Raw genomic sequence first — 16,269 nt, forward strand, 5'->3', positions numbered from 1 at the left:
AACCGGGCCTTGTGGACAGGACGGGCAGCCCGGTGTCTGCCCGCGCAGAATCTCAGCCGCGTGCGTCCAGCGTCTCGTTCCACTCCTGCACGCGGTCGGCCTTGGCGGCGAGCAGCGCATCCACGTCGCCCTCCACGGTGACCTTCTCGATGACGTCGTTCTGGCGGATCGCATCGACCACCTGCTGGTCGTTCGCGTCCACCACCTCGCCGAACACGCTGTGTTTGCCGTCCAGCCACGGCGTGGCGCCATGGGTGATGAAGAACTGGCTGCCATTGGTGCGGGGACCGGCGTTCGCCATGGAGAGCACGCCCGGTTTGTCGTGGCGCAGTGCCGGGTGGAACTCGTCCTCGAAGCGGTAGCCCGGGCCGCCGCGGCCGCTGCCTTCCGGGCAACCGCCCTGGATCATGAAGTCGGCGATCACGCGGTGGAACGACAGGCCGTCGTAGTAACCACGGCGCGCCAGATTGACGAAGCTGGCCACCGTCACCGGGGTTTTATCGTCATGCAGGCGCAGGTGGATCGGGCCGCGATTGGTGGTGAGGGTGACGTTGATGGCCATGGATATTCCTTCTCTTTGCTAGAACGGGATGCCTGCACAGGGCGGCGCGCTTAATCGATTAGGATACCGCCGACCCCGTGCCGTGCAACAGAATCAGTCCAGTCCCAGCATCCCCCGCTGCAACGGACCGGCCCCGCGCGGCGTCCCGGCCGGCGTGGGGAGATCGGCCGGCCACGGCCGCTCGGCGTAAAGATGGGCCCATAGACGGTCCAGCGCGGCGTAGCCATAAGGCAGCAGCGGCAGGTGCCGGTCGCCGAAACCGGGCAGCGCCAGGAAGGCGTCGAAGTGCTGGGCGTGCGGCAGTTTCCAATACAGCGGCTTACGTCCGTGCTCGCCAAGCCAGGCGACATAGGGTTCGGAGCTGAATGTGGTTGGAAGCAGGCCGTCGTCGGCGCCATGCAGCACCCACAGCGGCAGGTTCTCGCGCGGCAATCCCACGGCAACGGCCGCGACCGACGCGCGCAGCGTACGGGCCTGTGCGTCATCGCCGGTCCACAGGCTACGCAGTTGTTCGCAACCGGCCAGTTGCGGATCGATGCTGCCGTCGGTTTGGCCGAACAAGCCCACGCCGTTGCCGGGCGGAATGCCTGACGCGTCCGCCCACCAGCCTGCGCGCGTCGCCGCGTCGGCGACACCGGGCTTGCCGTCCGCGAGCGTGCCGGCGTAACGGTAGCCGCCGGGCATCTCGTGCGCGCCGCGCCGCAGATACGCCGAGGCATACGCCGCACCGAGGGTGCGCCACAGATCGAAAGCCACGCTCAGCGCCGCGGTCGCCATCGCCTGATCGGTCCAGCCCGCGCCACGCAAGCGTTCATATGCTTGCGCTGCCTGTGCGGGTGGCGTCGATGCACTCAACTGGCCACGCTCGCGCAGACTCGCGCCGCGCGCGGTCCACGCGGCAGGTGCTTGACCGTGCACATCGCGCGCGAACGGCACGGCAGCAAAGCGCGCATCGGTCAACGCGCACGGTAGCCAGATGGCCGCTTCGGTAGCGTAGTCATACAAGGCGCGTCCGCGCCCTGGCGTATACACGTTCGGCTCCAACGCCACCACGCCCGCGAGCATGCGCTGATCGTCGATGCCTGCAGCCTGCAACACCGCCCCGCCGCCGTTGGAAAGACCGGTGGCGATGATGCGCGTATTCTGCGGCGTGAATGGTGCCTGCCCCGGGAAGGCGCGATCGAGCATCGCCAAGCCGAACCGCGCGGCCTGCAGTACGTGGCGCCCCCAATCGGCCTCGGGGTTGTCGCCCGAATGCGCATGCTTGATCGCAATGCCCTCGCCGTGGGAGGCGGGCGGCTCGAACTCCAGCAACGCCGCACCGCGCTGTGCGCGCTCGCCACTCAAACCCACGCCGCTATCGTCGGAGAAATCGAAATAGCCCGTGCCCGCGCCCTTGTCGGTGTAAGCCACCGCGCACCCACGCGGCAAACCCCACGCACCGGCCAGCGCGATCGCGCCATAGATGCCGCGCGAACCCGACGAGGCCGTCACCACCAGGCAACGGTGCGCATGGTCAAAGTTGTCCGGCACCTGCAGCAGCACCCGATGCGGCGCATGCGCGCCAGAAAGCTTTGCGAAGGCGTGGTATTCGACGCCCGGAACGTGCGCAACCGCACCGTACACCGTGCCGTAACCACCAAGCGGGCCCAGGTCGGCAATCCCCTTCCAGCTGGTTTGAATCGCGCGTCGGCGCAACTCCTGCGCGCTGGGACGCTGCGCATCGGCGAACGCCGCCGGCGCGCCCCGCAAGCCGGCAAGGCCAAGCCCCGCGCTGAGCAGATCGTCATGCTCGCGATGCGCGGTGAGGCGAACTTCGCCTTGCACGATGTCGAGGTCCCGCATGGAAGACTCCGTTGAAGATGTCCATGCCGCGACGGCGGCAATCGGCCTGGCAACAGTAGCGCGGCATGCAGGGATATTCATCCGCGTGCAAACAACGCCAAGCAACGCAAGCTTGCGCGCTTGCGATCGTCATGAACGGCAGGCAAGCTTGCGCGCTTTCATCACGCGGAGCGGTCATGTCCAAGCAAACCAACATCCTGCAGATTCTTCCCGCCACCGGCTGGGTCGCCGTCTATGACGAGAGCGGCGAGGAAAGCGCCGCGAGCCTGGTGTGCTTCGCCCTGGTGGAAACGCTCGATGGCGGCAACAGGCAGCACGAGGTGCGCCCGATGCACGCCGACGGCAAGCGCATCGTGTTCGCCGATGAGGCGGCCAACTTCCTGCGTGTGGAAGAACTGTCCGAGTTCGCCGGGGACGACGACGAGGAAGAAGAGGTCGAGGACGACGCCGAGGCGTAATCGGCGCGATGCCGGGCCCCAGGGCCGCGCCAGCGCTTCGCGGCCCGGCAACCTGAACAGGGGCGCATGACGCATGCCGCCCCGTGTCCGCCGATACGGGGTTTTCATGCGGGAAACGGCCCCGCCCGGCCCGCGCCGAGGCCTCGCTCAGGCGGGGCAAGCAAGATGTCACATAACCCCGTATAATCCGTAGGTTAACCCTGACCCAAATCTGCGAGGCGGCCTTGCGGCCCGCCCAAGCCCTTTATCCATGTCCATCGAAAACTTGCGCAATATCGCCATCGTCGCCCACGTCGACCACGGCAAGACCACCCTCGTCGACCAGCTGCTGAAGCAGTCGGGCACCCTGTCCGAGCGCACCGTGCTGGCCGAACGCGTGATGGACAGCAACGACCAGGAAAAGGAACGCGGCATTACCATCCTGGCCAAGAACACGGCCATCACCTGGCGCGGCAACCGCATCAACATCGTCGACACCCCAGGCCACGCCGACTTCGGCGGCGAGGTGGAGCGCGTGCTGTCGATGGTCGACACTGTGCTGATCCTGGTCGACGCGATGGACGGCCCGATGCCGCAGACGCGCTTCGTGACCCAGAAGGCGTTCGCGATGGGCTTCAAGCCGATCGTGGTGGTCAACAAGATCGACCGCCCCGGCGCGCGTCCGGAGTGGGTGGTGGAGCAGGTGTGGGATCTGTTCGACCGCCTCGGCGCCACGCCCGAGCAGATGGAATTTCCGATCGTCTACGCCTCGGCGCTGAACGGCTACGCCTCGCTCGACCAGGACGCCCGCGAAGGCGACATGACCCCGCTGTACCAGGCGATCATGGACCACGCGCCCAAGCCCGACGTCGACCCCACCGGTTCTTTCCAGATGCGCATCAGCCAGCTGGATTACAACAACTTCGTGGGCGTCATCGGCATCGGCCGCATCCAGCGTGGCACCCTGAAAAAGAACATGCCGGTGGCGGTGATCGATCGCCACGGCAAGAAGCGCCAGGGCAAGGTGCTGCAGGTGCTGGGCTTCCTGGGCCTTGAGCGCATCGAGCAGGACACCGCCGAAGCAGGCGACATTGTCGCCATCTCCGGCATCCAGGAGCTGACCATTTCCGACACCGTGTGCGCGCTCGACGCGCCCGAAGCGCTGCCCGCGCTCACCGTGGACGAGCCGACCATCAGCATGACCTTCCAGGTGAACAACTCCCCGTTCGCCGGCAACAAGGATCTTTCCGGCGGCAAGTTCCTCACCAGCCGCCAGCTGAAGGATCGCCTGGACCGCGAGCAGGTGCACAACGTGGCACTGAAGGTCGAGCAAGGTTCCGATGCGGACAAGTTCCTGGTGTCCGGCCGCGGCGAACTGCATCTGTCGGTGCTCATCGAGAACATGCGCCGCGAAGGCTATGAGCTGGCAGTGTCGCGCCCGGAAGTCATCATCAAGGAAATCGACGGCCAGAAAATGGAGCCGATCGAACAACTGGTCGTGGACGTGGAAGAAAACCACCAGGGCCCGGTGATGGAACGCCTGGGCACGCGCAAGGGCCAGCTTAAGAACATGGAGCCGGACGGCAAGGGTCGCGTGCGCCTGGAATACATGATTCCAGCGCGTGGCCTGATCGGCTTCCAGAACCAGTTCAAGACCCTCACGCAGGGTTCGGGCCTGCTGTTCCACGTGTTCGACCATTACGGCCCGAAGGAAGAAGGCCAGATCGCCAAGCGCCAGAACGGCGTGATGATCGCCAACGCCGCCGGCACCACGCCGGCCTACTCGCTGGGGCCGCTGCAGGATCGCGGCAAGCTGTTCGCGGCCGAGGGCGACTCGGTCTATGAAGGCCAGCTGGTGGGCATCCACGCCAAGGACAACGACCTCACCGTCAACGCGATCAAGCCCAAGCCGCTGACCAACATGCGCGCCTCGGGCAAGGACGATGCGATCCAGCTGACGCCGGCCACCAAGTTCTCGCTGGAACAGGCGCTGGACTTCATCGACGACGACGAGCTGGTCGAAGTGACGCCGAAGGAAATCCGCCTGCGCAAGAAGCACCTGACGGAGAACGATCGCAAGAAGGCTTCGCGCAGCGCCTGATCGTTACCCCGCAGTTCAAATGAAAAGCCGCCGCCAGGCGGCGCCCCAACCCGGCCCTCCCCTGCCGCACGCAGGGGGAGTTGGGGTTGAGGCTAGCGGGCGATCACCATTTCAAATGTTCGCTGCTGCGTATCGTCGCCGGCGTGGTGCGGTGCATGTCGAACACCAGTAATTCATTGCTTCCCCGTGCAAACCACGATGCGGGGCAATACAGACGCTGCTGCGGCCCGATGCGCCAGTAGCGGCCCAACAGCTTGCCGTTCACCCACAGATAGCCCTTGTCCCACTCGCTCATGTCGATGTAGCAATCGCCGAGCTTGTCGAGGTTGAGGAATGCCTTGAAGAACAGTCCGGGACGAAGCTTCGAAGGCGAATCGGGCCTCATTGGCGGCAGTCCCGCCACGTACGCCTCGTCGATCGGCAGGCTGTGCGCCTGCCAGTCGTGCAGCTCCTCGCCGTCGAGCGTCACCGCGCCGACGATGCCCTTGAAGTCGTACATCGCCTGGCCGTAGCCCACGTGGCCAAAACTGTCCACGAGAATGTCCACGGTCGTGCCCGCGCCGTTGGCAGGCGGTGGAATGTCCACGTAGTGCTGCACGTGCAGGCCGGGCTTGTCCACGCGCGAGACGTAATCCAGATACGTGCCGTCGCTGAACACCGTGCCGTAATCGCGCAGGCCCTCCATGTTCAGCAAGCCGCCGTGCAGCAGCGTCTTGCGATACAGCACCATGCCATGATCCTGGGCAAACAGGATTTCGTTCGGATCTGGCTTCTTCACCGTGTGCGCCGGGATCGGCAGGTTGTCCCAGATCGATGCGAAGGGGTGCGCGAGCACCTCGGCGAACGTCATCGTCGGCGGCGCGGGCGGCGGCGCGGGCAGCGCATGCGGCACGTGCGCGGCGAGCAGCGCGCGGAACGCGTGATAGTCGGGTGTCGCTTCGCCGCGCTCGTTGATCGGCGCGCCGTAGTCGTAGCTGGTAATCACCGGCTCGAAGTTGGCGTAGTCGTCGCGCGCATTGGCGCCCGCGGTGAAACCGAAATTGGTGCCGCCATGCACCACGTACATGTTGAACGAACGGCCTTCGGCCAGCAGCTTGCGCAAGGTGGGCACGAAATTGCCGATCTGGAAATCCGGATCGCCCCAATGCGTGAGCCAACCCGGATAACCCTCGCCCATCCACACCGGCGCTTCACCGGCGATTTCCTGAGCGGCGGCGAAGTCGGTGTCGCCATCCAGGCCCAGTGCGGCGCCGGGCACATAGGTTTTCTGTTTCTCGATCGCGCCCAAGCCATCGGAAATGGAGAACGGCCCCTCAATGCCGCGTGCCTGCCACATCGAGCGCAGCTTCAGCAGATAGGCCAGATCGTGGCCGAACGAGGCGTACTCGTTCTCGATCTGCACCATCAGGATCGGGCCGCCGCGGCCGGCCATCAGCGGCGCGATCTTCAGCGCGATGGCATCCATGTAGCGCTGCACCGCCTGCATGTAGCGCGCATCGTCCTTGGTGCGCACGCGAATGGACGGATCGCGCAGCAGGTAGGCCGGCAGTCCGCCCAGATCCCACTCGGCGCATACGTAAGGACCGGGGCGCAGGTACACCCACATGCCTTCCTGCTGGCACAACTGGATGAAACGCACGAAATCGCGCCGCTCGGTGGTGAAGTCGAATACGCCCGGCTCGCTTTCCAGGTAATTCCACATCAGGTACAGGGAGATGGTGTTCAGCCCCATCGCCTTGGCCATGCGAATGCGATGCAGCCAGTATTCGGCGGGAATGCGCGCCGGGTGCATTTCGCCGCTGCGGATCTGGAACGGCACGCCGTCAAGCAGGAAATGCTGCTGGCTCAATTGGAAGCGGTGCGGCTTGCCGTTGGGAACCGGCTCGGCGCCGGATGCTTTGGAAATTTCGCCATAAGCCAGCGGCACGCTTGCCGCCAACGGTGTCAAAAGCGCAAATCGAAGAAAATCGCGTCGTTGCATGAAACCCTCACACCCTCGCCTCATCTGGCCGTCCAAATACCCTGCCCCTCCCCGATGTGCAGTCAGGGAGGGGCAACGTCAGCACGATGGATACGCAAGCGTTTACGCGACCCACCACGCAACGGAGGGCGCAGGGTACATCAAGGCGTCAATTGAAGGGTCAATACTTCAAACGGCGCCAGTGTGATCGTCCGCACATGATCGGCATCCAACTGCGAGGGCACCTCGCCGCCGCTGTGCCACACATCGCGCACGCTGAACCGGCGCGCCGCCCCCGCCGGCAACTCCAGTTGTCGCTGCAGATCGATCACCGCGGTTTGCGGATGCGCGTCGGGGTTGCGCAAGGTGATGATCGACCTCGCCGGCGACCATGCGGCCCAGCCGTAGACATCCAGGCGGCCGGGATCCCCGCCGATCCAGTGCGAGTCTTTCAGCACGTCGGCATTCGCGCGCGACCATTTGGCGGCGTCGGCCAAGGTATCCCAGTCTTGCTGAGTCAACAGCGAAGGCGTGATGTACATCTCCTGCAATTGCGTGCCGGTGGCGAAGTAGGAGTGCACCTCGTTGGCGAAGTCGTGCCCCGGATCGGTATTGAGGCGCTTGTTCATCTGCGCGTAGATGATGCCGTGAAGCATCAGCGATTGGATCGGGAACAGCGGCCCCTGCACCACGATGTTTTCGTAGGTCTGCTGGTCGCGATAGGTGATCCACTGCTCGCGCTCGCTGCCCACGCCCGCGTGCCAGTCGTCTTCGCCGCCGCGCCAGATCGAGTCGGCATAGCGCAGCCAGAACGGCGACGCCCAGGTACCGGTAGTGAGATTGATATAGATGTCCGGCTTGGCGGCGCGTATGTCGCCGATCAACGCTATCGCCGCGGCAAAATCGCTGTCGAAGCGGCTGCCGGGAAATACCTTGTCGGCATTGCCGGTGCCGTCGAACTTGAACTGGTTGATGCCGTCCTGGTTCACCAGCTGCATCACCACGTCGTGGAAACGCCGGTAATACTTGGGACCGGAAAGCGCCAACCCTCCGTCGATGATTTCGTAGCCGGCCGCCGCACCGTTTTTGACGCGCTCTTCCTTGGGCTTGCTGTAACCGCCCCAAGGCGACAGCCACATGCCCGGCGCCGCGCCGTACTTGGCCGCGGCCTCGCGCAGGGGCACGAAGCCGTGCGGAAAATCCTTGCTGAAGCGCCAGCTGCCGGAACGATCGTCCCAGCCGTCGTCAAACAGAAAGGAGTCAAGCTTCACACCGCGCTTCACACTCAGCTCCTGGCCAAACGCGTTGATGCGATCCAGCGCCTGCGCCTGGGTATAGGGTGTGAAATAGCCGATGTCGTACCAGGAGTTGTAATGCAGAAATGGGCGATACGGATGCGCCCGCTCGCGCTCGATGTAGGTGGCGAAATCGCGCCGCAATTGCCCGGCGCGCACCACGCCGACCACCGCCGAATAAGTGATCGACTGGCCCTTGCGCAGCGGCAGGCTACGCGCCATCGACAGCGTCACGTGGCCCCACGCATCGCTATCGGAAAGCGGATTTTCCAACCCAAGGTAGAACTGACCGGCGACCACGGGCGAACCTTTCACGGTGCCGACCACTTCGGCATGCGCCGGGGTGGCGCGCAGCAGGGAAACATCGGTCAACGGCTCGTCCTGCTTCAATGCGGTGATCGTGACGATCTCGCGCAGATAGGCCGAACCCGTGCGTTGCACCAGCCGCCAGTCCACGCGAAAGCGTCCGTCGGTATCGTTGAACGTGGCGCCGACGTCCTCGCCAGGCAAGCGCTCGGCGAGATTGGAGGCATGCGCATCCACGGGCAGCACATGCATCGCCAAGGGCGAGGCCAGATGCATGTCGCTGGCGCGGATGCTCTGCTTGGCCGGCAGATCCAGCGTAAACAGCTCGTCCACCCTCAACACCTGGCGATTGTCGCGATCGGTGACCGAGACACCCGTAAGCTTGCCATCCACCACGCTCCAGTCGGCAACGATGGCGGCATTGCCGAAGCTGGCCTGCTCACCGTGCGCGGCATACACGGGCGCACCGGGATCGACAATCGCGGCATCGCCGGCACACGCCGTGCCGGCACTGCCCAGCCAGGTGACGCATGCGGCGAGCGCGAGAGTTTTCCTGTACATGCGCGAACGCGGCCGGATGCGTGTCCAGTTCAGCGAAGAGCGATACCGATGGAGCATGCAAAACCTCTTGAGCCCGTGACGGAGCGCGCACCAGCGCGTGCTCCATCGATTTAGTCCAGACGGCGCACCTGCACCGCGCAAAGCAGCGCATCCACGCAGGATCGCTCCACGAAACCGGTTTCCTGCGATTGCGCATTGGCCACGCCGCAGGCCACGCCGAGCCGCAGCGCGTGTTCCAGTGATTGATTCCGTTGCAGCGCAACCGCGATGCCGGCGAGGAAGCAATCGCCCGAGCCGACACTGTTGCGTACCTGGGTCGCCGCAAGGTGCGCATGCCAGATGCCACTGTGATCGGCCGCGATCGCGCCCTGTTCGCCCAGCGTTACCACGGGCATCGCGATGCCCTGCGCGCGCAACGCATGCAACGCCTCCTTGGCTGCGGCAAGGTCGCTGACGGCATGGCCCGTCCATTCGCTGATTTCGTCACGGTTGGGCTTGACCAGAAAAGGATGGGCGCCGACCGCATGCCGCATCACCTCACCGCTGGCATCGACCAGGCAACGCTTGCCAAGACGGTTGACGTGCTCGATCAGCTGGGCATACACGGTGGCCGCAAAACCGCGTGGCACGCTGCCGGAAAGGATCACCAGCCCGCTTTCGTCCACCATCCGGCGAAAGTCGCGCAGCAACGCCTCGCGTTCGCCTTGTCCCAGCAAAGGCCCCTGCCCCAGCACTTCGGTGATGCTGCCGCCGGCATCCTGCAGTGCAAGGCAATGACGCAACGAAGCGGCAACCTCCACACCATGAAACCGTACGCCGCGCTCGCTCATGCGCTGTTGGATCAGGTCGCGATGCGGCGCGTCGGTCAAGCCCACCAGTTGCACGCTTTCGCCCAGCGCGGCGATGGTCTGCGCCACGTGCACGCCTTTGCCGCCGGGATAGACCTGCTCATCGCGTGCGCGATGCACCTGGCCGGGGATCAGCGCATCGAGATGAATGAATCGATCGATCGCCGTGTTGAACCCGGCAACCGCGATCATGGCGTACCCGCCACCAGCGCAAGCGCCTCGGCCGCCGTCGCCTGGCTTGCGGTACCGCCGACGCCGCGCGTGGACAAGCTGCCGCACGCGCTGCCCCAGCGCATGCCATCGGCCAGCGGCATGCCGCGCAGCCATGCATGCAGGAATCCAGCATCGAAGGAATCGCCGGCACCGGTGCTGTCGATCGCATCGACGGCATAGGCCGGCACCTCAAGCCACTGGCTCTGATGCAGCGCGCCGCATCCTTCGCGACCGCGCTTGACGATGGTCTGGGTGCGTCCGTTCTGCAGCGAGGCGAGGGCCTGGCGCACGTCGTCGTGGCCGGTGATGGCCTGCAGTTCCTGCTCGTTGGGCAGAAACACATCGACGTGGCGCAAGACCTCGAGCAAGTCGCCTTCCCATCCCTGTGCGGGATCGAAACCCGGATCGAGCGATGTCGTCAGTCCCGCTGCCGCGGCGCGCGCGAACAACTCGTGGCACCCCGGGCGCAGCGCTTTTTGCAGATAGTAGGAAGATACGTGCAAATGATCGGCGCTCGCCAACCACTCGTCCTTGATGTCCTGCGCGCGCAGTTGCGCTATGGCACCGGCAAACGTCACCAGCGCCCGATCCTGCGGCGTGGACAGCGATGCGGTCACGCCTGTACGCAGGCTGCTGTCCGGGCGCAGGGTGCCCACGTCGATGCCCGCTTCGCGCAACGCCTGCAGGCAGAACATGCCCGAGGCGTCCACGCCGAGCAGGCCATGAAACGCTACCGGGTTGCCCAACCGCGCAAGCCCCATCGCGCAGATCATCGAGGAGCTGCCTGGCGTCATGACGAAATCCTCGGCCAACACTTCCTTGCCCGGCATCGGCAAGGCGTGACAGCCCTTGAAGACGAAATCGACATTGATCTCGCCCACGATCAGGATGCGCGGCGTGCGCCCGTGCGAGGTCATTTTGCCGCTCCGTGGATGGCGAAGTCTTCGACCACGCGCGTCAGCACGCCCGCCGAAGGTGCGTCGGGGCGGCCGCTCAACGCCAGGCAGCGAAACAGCGCCAGCAGTTGCGCCACCACGACACCGGCCAGCAGCGCGGGGATCTCGGTATCGGCATCCAACACCGATGGCGCGATGCGGATATCCGCTGCGGCCAGCACATCGTCGGGCACCTCGTCGCCCACCACGATTTTGGCCATGCCCAACTGCTTGCGCGACAGCTCGCGCAGCACGTCGTATTCGTAGGCGCGAATCGACGGATCGGGAGCAAGCATCGCCACGATCACCGTGGACGGCTGGATGAACGACATCGGCCCATGCCGCAGGCCGAGAAACGTTTCGGCCATCGTCACGACTTTGCCGCCGGTCATCTCCAGCATTTTCAGCGCGCCTTCGCGTGCCGCGCCGAAAGCCGCGCCACTGCCCAGGTACACCACCGAGTCGACATCGCGTTGCGCCAGTTCCGCCAACACGTCGGCGTGCGTATCCAATACATGCTGCGTGCCGGATGCGGCGCGCCGTATGTCCTGGGCGGTCAACGCCGCGTGCGTGCCCTCGAGCAAGCCCGCGCCGCCCAACAGCAGATTGGTGAAGCTGCTGGTCATGACCAGGCTGCGATCGTTGGTGCGCTCGTCCAGTACCAGTACGGTAACGCGCGGATCGTCCCGGTAAAGCGTGGCCAGCTTGCCTTGCGCATTGCAGGTGATCACCAGGTGCCGCCACGCCGGCGCGTGCTGCAGCAAGTGGTTCAGCACGCCGGCACTTTCCGGACTGTCGCCCGAGCGCGCCAGCGAGATCAGCAGGCCCGGCCCGCGTGGCAGTACGCTGGACGCATGCGTCAGCAAGGTGCCGGCGGGGATGGCCTGCACCGGTACGCCAAGGCCTGCTTGCAGCAGGGGCGCCAGGGTCTGGCCGATGTACATCGAGCTGCCCGAGCCGGTCAGCGCCACGTGGCCGGGCCGCGCACCGAGCGCTTTGGCCAGCAGCGCCTGCGCCGCGGTGCCGCGCAACAAATCGAAAGTGTCCTGCCAGGTGGCCGGTTGCTGCAGAATTTCCCGCAGGGTGTCTGCATAACCGGCGTCCCGCTGGGCCTGCACGGGCATGTCGTGGAGCGCGCTCAGCATCGATCCATCTTTCGTTTTCTTTTGAAGTATTGACATTTTGCTCAATTCGAACGAATGTGAAACCATCCGATGACGCTCTCAGAGTATTCGAAATGAAAGATCACTTACAACACCTTTCGAAAGCTTCCGAAAAGTTTTCGCAGCTGTCTCTCTCGCACGGCAAGCGCACCCGCCTTTGGCGCCTGATGTACGGGTATGGCCCGCGCAACGGCAGCCTGCTGGTGTTGCCGCTGGACCAGGGCCTGGAACACGGCCCGAGCGATTTCTTTCCCAACCCGCCGGCGATCGATCCGGAGTATCAGTTCCGGCTGGCCGTGGAGGGTCGGTTCTCCGCCATTGCGCTGGGGGTGGGGCTGGCCGAAAAGTACATGGGCCAATGGTGCGGACAAGTGCCGCTGATCCTCAAGCTCAACGGCAAAACCAACATTCCCAGCGATGCGGAGGCCACCTCGCCGCTGTTCGCCTCGGTGGAAGACGCGGTGCGGCTGGGTGCCGACGCGGTCGGCTACACCATGTATGTCGGCTCGCCGCGCCAGCACGACGAATTCCGCCAGTTCGAAAAGGTGCGCCAGGACTGCGAGCGCCTGGGCATGCCGCTGGTGCTTTGGTCCTACCCGCGCGGCGCGGCCATCGACGCCAAGGGCGGCAAAGGCAGCCTGTACGCGCAAGATTACGCCGCGCGCGTGGCGCTGGAGCTGGGTGCGGACATCGTCAAACTGCACGAGCCGGACGACAGCCGCGGCAACGTCCCGGCGCCGTACCAGCCATTGCAGGAAGATGCGTCCGCCCGCACCCAGCGCGTGGTGCGCTCGGCGGGACGCACGATGGTGCTGTTTTCCGGCGGCGAAAAGAACGACGACGACGCGGCGGTGCTGCGCAAGGTCGAGTTCTACATGGCTTGCGGCGCGAACGGCGTGATGTTCGGCCGCAACATGTGGCTGCGGCCGCTCGACCAGGCCATTGCGCTGGTGCAGCAGGTGCATCAGATCATGGCCAGGCATCCGCGCTGAAAGGGCACTGGCGGCGCGCGTTCTCTGTCAGGCCCACTTGCCCGGCGAGTGTCCCCGCGGGCCTGTCTACACGGTTTGCGTGGCCCGCGCCGGGGAGCGCGCCAGCGCATTGGCGCCGCATCGGGCGCTTCACCCGCGACGTGCCTGGACCGACACTAGCGCAGAGTTTCCAGTCCGCCCTTGGGAAATACTTCGGCGATGACGCATAACATCCGCAAACCGCAAACCGCCCGGCCCGCGCCCTGGTCGTTCCGCCAGCAAACGCGCGGCGGCTGCTTCTGCTGCGCGCCGCCGCACGGCGCGGGCACCATCCAGGCCGGCGGCAAGAACCCGCTGCAGACGGCTCCCGACCAGGGCAAGGCCAGCTTGCCGCTGGAGGATTTCAAACCGCGCAGCATGCTGCGCGTTCCCAAAACCCGCATCGAGCAGCCGCGCTTTCCGGTGATCGACGCGCATACCCATCTGACATGGTCGAGCAAGGTCCGCAACGGTGTCTCGGTGGGCGAGGACATGGTCGTGTTCGCCAGGCCCCAAGACCTGCTGCCGGTGATGGACCGCAAGGGCGTGCGCACGCTGGTCAATCTCACCGGCGGCGTGGGTGCGGGCCTGGAGCAGACCATCGGCCTGTTCGACCAGGCCGCGCCGGGGCGCTTCATCACCCTTACCGAGCCTTCCTACGCGTACTTTCCCGAGCCGGACTATCCGCAGCGCCAGGCCGATGCCATCGACCATGCCCACCGGGTGGGCGCGCGCGGCCTGAAATTGCTCAAAACGCTGGGCCTGTATCTGCGCGAGCAGATCGACAGCGGCCCGCTGGTGGCGGTGGACGACCGGCGTTTCGACCCGATGTGGGAAGCCTGCGCCGCGCATGGCATGCCGGTATTCCTGCACGTTTCCGATCCGGAGGCGTTCTTCCTGCCCACCGACGAATACAACGAGCGTTACGAGGAACTGGCCAGGCATCCGGACTGGTCGTTCTACGGCCCCGAATTTCCCAGCAACGAAGCGATCCTGGCCGCGCGCGACCGCCTGATCGCCCGCCACCCCCGGACCACCTTCGCCCTGATGCACGTGGGCAACTGGGCGGAAAACCTCCAGGCCGTGGCCGATACCCTGGACCGCTTTCCCAATACCCTGGTCGACATCAGCGCCCGCATCGGCGAGCTGGGGCGCCAGCCGCGCGCGGCCAGGCGCTTTTTCGACCGCTACCAGGACCGGATCCTGTTCGGCACCGACGCGGTGCCCTCGCCCTATGGCGACGACGTACCCCAGCAGCTGTTCGGCGACGAGCTGTACGAGATCTACTACCGCTTCCTGGAGACCGAGGACGAATACTTCGACTACGCCCCGGCCCCGGTGCCGCCCCAGGGGCGCTGGTCGATCTACGGACTGGGCCTAACAGACAGCATTCTGCGCAAGATATACCATGACAACGCCGCCCGACTGCTAAGCATCCGCCATGAATGAAGCCCGCGCCTCCGCCCCCTCCCAGCGCCTGTTGGTCGAGGAGCGTCGACGCCTGATCGTCGAATACGTCGAGTGCAACGGCCGCGCCACCGTCGAAGAGCTGGCGGCGCGCTTTGGCACCTCCTCGGTCACCATTCGCAACGATCTGGAAACGCTGGCGCGCAATGCCGCGATCGCACGTTCGCACGGCGGCGCGCTGCCGGTCACGCAGGCCACCGCCAACGACATTCCGCTGAACATCAAGGAGACGCGCTCGCACGCGCAGAAAGTGCGCATCGGGCACGCCGCCGCCAAGATGATCCGCGAAGGCGAAACCATCATCCTCGACTCCGGCTCCACCACGGTGGAGATCGCGCGCCAGATCCGGCAGATGAAATTCGAATCGCTGACCGTAGTGACCAACGCGCTCAACATTGCACTGGAATTATCGACGCTGCCGCACGTGCGCGTGATGATGCTCGGCGGCATGCTGCGCCATACCTCCTATTCGCTGGTGGGGCCCGATGCGGAGCAGGCGCTGTCGCGCATTTCCGCCGATCGCCTGTTCCTGGGCGTCGATGGCCTGGATCCGGTGGTGGGCGTGACCACGCCCGATCCGCTGGAAGCCTCGCTCAATGCGCTGATGATCCGCGTCTCGCGCGAAACCGTCGCGGTGTTCGACGCGAGCAAGCTCGGCCAGCGCAGTCTCTCGGTCATTACACCGGTGCAAACGCTCAACACCGTGATCACCGACAGCAGTGCCGCGCCGGAGATGGTGGAAGCGCTGCAGGAAGCGGGCGTGCAGGTGATGCTGGTCTAGCGGGCCGACGTCCGGCCGCTCTTGTAGAGCTGCGCACGCTCCAGCGCGGCGATGTGCCGTTCCAGCCGCGGCCCAAGATAGCAATGCGATCCGCACGGCAGTAGCCCCACGTCGCCGAACGCGCGCAGATACCACGATGGCGAACGCAAATAGAGATCCTGGTGATCGCCATCCACGTCGTCGCGGTTGGTGAACACCTCCAGAAACGCCACGCCTTCGAGCATGTCGCCGATGCCAGCCATGCCCGCGCGCAGCTCGGCCGGGCGCAGGTAATGCAGCACGTCGGTGCACACGATCAGATCGAACCGCGTATCGAAGCGCAACTGCGCCAGCTGACCGAAACGCGCAAGGCCGATGTTGCGGCTGCGCCCAAAACGCCGCACCACATATTCGCTGGAATCCAGGCCCCGATAATGCACGCCCGGCCGCAACGCGCGCAGCGGTGCGCGCCATACGCCTTCGCCGCAGCCGACGTCGAGCACATTACGGATCGGCCGTCCCAGGTAATACTCCGCCTGCGCCACCGCCATCGCCACTTTGCGCTTGAGCACGGCCGCCGAGGTCACGGCGTGGCTGGGGTTTCGGTACCACTTGTCGAAGTACGCCTGGTCGTAAGTTTTGCGCATGCTTGGACTCCGCTGGGCCCTGCATGGTAACCCTGTCTTAACTCCTTGACCGGAATTTTGTGAATCACGGCGGAATATTCGCGTTTTCTGAAGATATTCGCGTCAGCCTCTTACGCACCCGCACGTTGAGGCGATAAGACACACAAAAGGGGCGTGTTC

At 65.2% G+C, this 16,269-nt stretch carries 13 protein-coding genes; 5 read left to right on the forward strand and 8 right to left on the reverse strand.

The window, feature by feature from the left end; genetic code table 11:
* Window positions 1-52: 52 nt before the first annotated feature.
* Both VME63_RS10330 and VME63_RS10335 read right to left on the reverse strand, forming a co-directional pair.
* Window positions 53-562 (reverse strand): peptidylprolyl isomerase, encoded by a 510-nt coding sequence (locus VME63_RS10330; RefSeq protein ID WP_325432947.1) that lies wholly within the window; start codon window positions 560-562, stop codon window positions 53-55.
* Between the two features lie 93 nt (window positions 563-655).
* Window positions 656-2,407 carry a 3-hydroxybutyrate oligomer hydrolase family protein gene (locus tag VME63_RS10335; RefSeq protein WP_325432949.1) on the reverse strand — a complete coding sequence of 584 codons (1,752 nt, stop codon included), beginning with the start codon at window positions 2,405-2,407 and terminating at the stop codon, window positions 656-658.
* A gap of 176 nt (window positions 2,408-2,583) precedes the next feature.
* Here VME63_RS10335 and VME63_RS10340 point away from each other — a divergent pair, with 176 nt between their 5' ends.
* Together VME63_RS10340 and typA are read left to right on the forward strand one after the other, a co-directional pair.
* Entirely contained in the window at window positions 2,584-2,865 is a 282-nt protein-coding gene (locus VME63_RS10340; RefSeq protein WP_325432951.1) for a hypothetical protein, read from the forward strand.
* Between the two features lie 250 nt (window positions 2,866-3,115).
* Window positions 3,116-4,945, forward strand: coding sequence for a translational GTPase TypA (gene typA / locus VME63_RS10345; protein ID WP_325432953.1), 1,830 nt, complete (start codon window positions 3,116-3,118; stop codon window positions 4,943-4,945).
* Between the two features lie 103 nt (window positions 4,946-5,048).
* Here the strand turns inward: typA and VME63_RS10350 are convergent, their stop codons facing one another.
* The 5 genes from VME63_RS10350 to VME63_RS10370 form a co-directional block, all read right to left on the reverse strand.
* Entirely contained in the window at window positions 5,049-6,926 is a 1,878-nt protein-coding gene (locus tag VME63_RS10350; RefSeq protein ID WP_325432955.1) for a beta-galactosidase, read from the reverse strand.
* 140 nt (window positions 6,927-7,066) lie between these two features.
* Window positions 7,067-9,067: an enterotoxin gene (locus VME63_RS10355; RefSeq protein WP_325432957.1), complete on the reverse strand. Its 2,001-nt coding sequence runs from the start codon at window positions 9,065-9,067 to the stop codon at window positions 7,067-7,069.
* Between the two features lie 110 nt (window positions 9,068-9,177).
* Window positions 9,178-10,107 carry a 1-phosphofructokinase family hexose kinase gene (locus tag VME63_RS10360; RefSeq protein ID WP_325432959.1) on the reverse strand — a complete coding sequence of 310 codons (930 nt, stop codon included), beginning with the start codon at window positions 10,105-10,107 and terminating at the stop codon, window positions 9,178-9,180.
* The gene (locus VME63_RS10365; RefSeq protein WP_325432961.1) at window positions 10,104-11,045 is read right to left on the reverse strand and encodes a carbohydrate kinase family protein; all 942 of its coding nucleotides are present in this window, start codon (window positions 11,043-11,045) and stop codon (window positions 10,104-10,106) included. The genes VME63_RS10360 and VME63_RS10365 overlap by 4 nt, the downstream gene beginning before the upstream one ends.
* On the reverse strand, window positions 11,042-12,208 hold the full coding sequence (locus VME63_RS10370; protein ID WP_325432963.1) for a tagatose-6-phosphate ketose isomerase: 1,167 nt from the start codon (window positions 12,206-12,208) through the stop codon (window positions 11,042-11,044). Before VME63_RS10370 ends, VME63_RS10365 begins: the two co-directional genes overlap by 4 nt.
* 92 nt (window positions 12,209-12,300) lie before the next feature.
* On the opposite strand from VME63_RS10370, the gene VME63_RS10375 reads away from it, so the two are divergent.
* The 3 genes from VME63_RS10375 (at window position 12,301) to agaR (ending at window position 15,484) form a co-directional block, all read left to right on the forward strand.
* A complete protein-coding gene (locus VME63_RS10375; protein WP_325432965.1) occupies window positions 12,301-13,218 on the forward strand; it encodes a fructose-bisphosphate aldolase in 918 nt (305 codons plus the stop codon).
* A gap of 198 nt (window positions 13,219-13,416) precedes the next feature.
* Window positions 13,417-14,685, forward strand: a complete 1,269-nt coding sequence (locus tag VME63_RS10380) for an amidohydrolase family protein (protein ID WP_325432967.1) — start codon at window positions 13,417-13,419, stop codon at window positions 14,683-14,685.
* Window positions 14,678-15,484: a transcriptional repressor AgaR gene (gene agaR / locus VME63_RS10385; protein ID WP_325432969.1), complete on the forward strand. Its 807-nt coding sequence runs from the start codon at window positions 14,678-14,680 to the stop codon at window positions 15,482-15,484. Before VME63_RS10380 ends, agaR begins: the two co-directional genes overlap by 8 nt.
* On the opposite strand, the gene VME63_RS10390 is transcribed toward agaR, so the two are convergent.
* Entirely contained in the window at window positions 15,481-16,110 is a 630-nt protein-coding gene (locus tag VME63_RS10390; protein ID WP_325432971.1) for a class I SAM-dependent methyltransferase, read from the reverse strand. The two genes, agaR and VME63_RS10390, sit on opposite strands and share 4 nt — an antisense overlap.
* Window positions 16,111-16,269: the final 159 nt, after the last annotated feature.

The sequence above is a fragment of the Dyella sp. genome, from assembly GCF_035503745.1.
Lineage (GTDB): Bacteria > Pseudomonadota > Gammaproteobacteria > Xanthomonadales > Rhodanobacteraceae > Dyella_B.

Excerpts from the sequence above, each read along its gene's own strand:
- VME63_RS10330 (WP_325432947.1), bottom strand. The coding sequence starts at position 562 with ATGGCCATCAACGTCACCCTCACCACCAATCGCGGCCCGATCCACCTG.
- VME63_RS10350 (WP_325432955.1), bottom strand. The coding sequence starts at position 6,926 with ATGCAACGACGCGATTTTCTTCGATTTGCGCTTTTGACACCGTTGGCG.
- agaR (WP_325432969.1), top strand. The coding sequence starts at position 14,678 with ATGAATGAAGCCCGCGCCTCCGCCCCCTCCCAGCGCCTGTTGGTCGAG.
- VME63_RS10370 (WP_325432963.1), bottom strand. The coding sequence starts at position 12,208 with ATGCTGAGCGCGCTCCACGACATGCCCGTGCAGGCCCAGCGGGACGCC.
- VME63_RS10360 (WP_325432959.1), bottom strand. The coding sequence starts at position 10,107 with ATGATCGCGGTTGCCGGGTTCAACACGGCGATCGATCGATTCATTCAT.
- VME63_RS10380 (WP_325432967.1), top strand. The coding sequence starts at position 13,417 with ATGACGCATAACATCCGCAAACCGCAAACCGCCCGGCCCGCGCCCTGG.
- VME63_RS10375 (WP_325432965.1), top strand. The coding sequence starts at position 12,301 with ATGAAAGATCACTTACAACACCTTTCGAAAGCTTCCGAAAAGTTTTCG.
- VME63_RS10335 (WP_325432949.1), bottom strand. The coding sequence starts at position 2,407 with ATGCGGGACCTCGACATCGTGCAAGGCGAAGTTCGCCTCACCGCGCAT.
- VME63_RS10340 (WP_325432951.1), top strand. The coding sequence starts at position 2,584 with ATGTCCAAGCAAACCAACATCCTGCAGATTCTTCCCGCCACCGGCTGG.
- typA (WP_325432953.1), top strand. The coding sequence starts at position 3,116 with ATGTCCATCGAAAACTTGCGCAATATCGCCATCGTCGCCCACGTCGAC.
- VME63_RS10390 (WP_325432971.1), bottom strand. The coding sequence starts at position 16,110 with ATGCGCAAAACTTACGACCAGGCGTACTTCGACAAGTGGTACCGAAAC.
- VME63_RS10365 (WP_325432961.1), bottom strand. The coding sequence starts at position 11,045 with ATGACCTCGCACGGGCGCACGCCGCGCATCCTGATCGTGGGCGAGATC.
- VME63_RS10355 (WP_325432957.1), bottom strand. The coding sequence starts at position 9,067 with ATGTACAGGAAAACTCTCGCGCTCGCCGCATGCGTCACCTGGCTGGGC.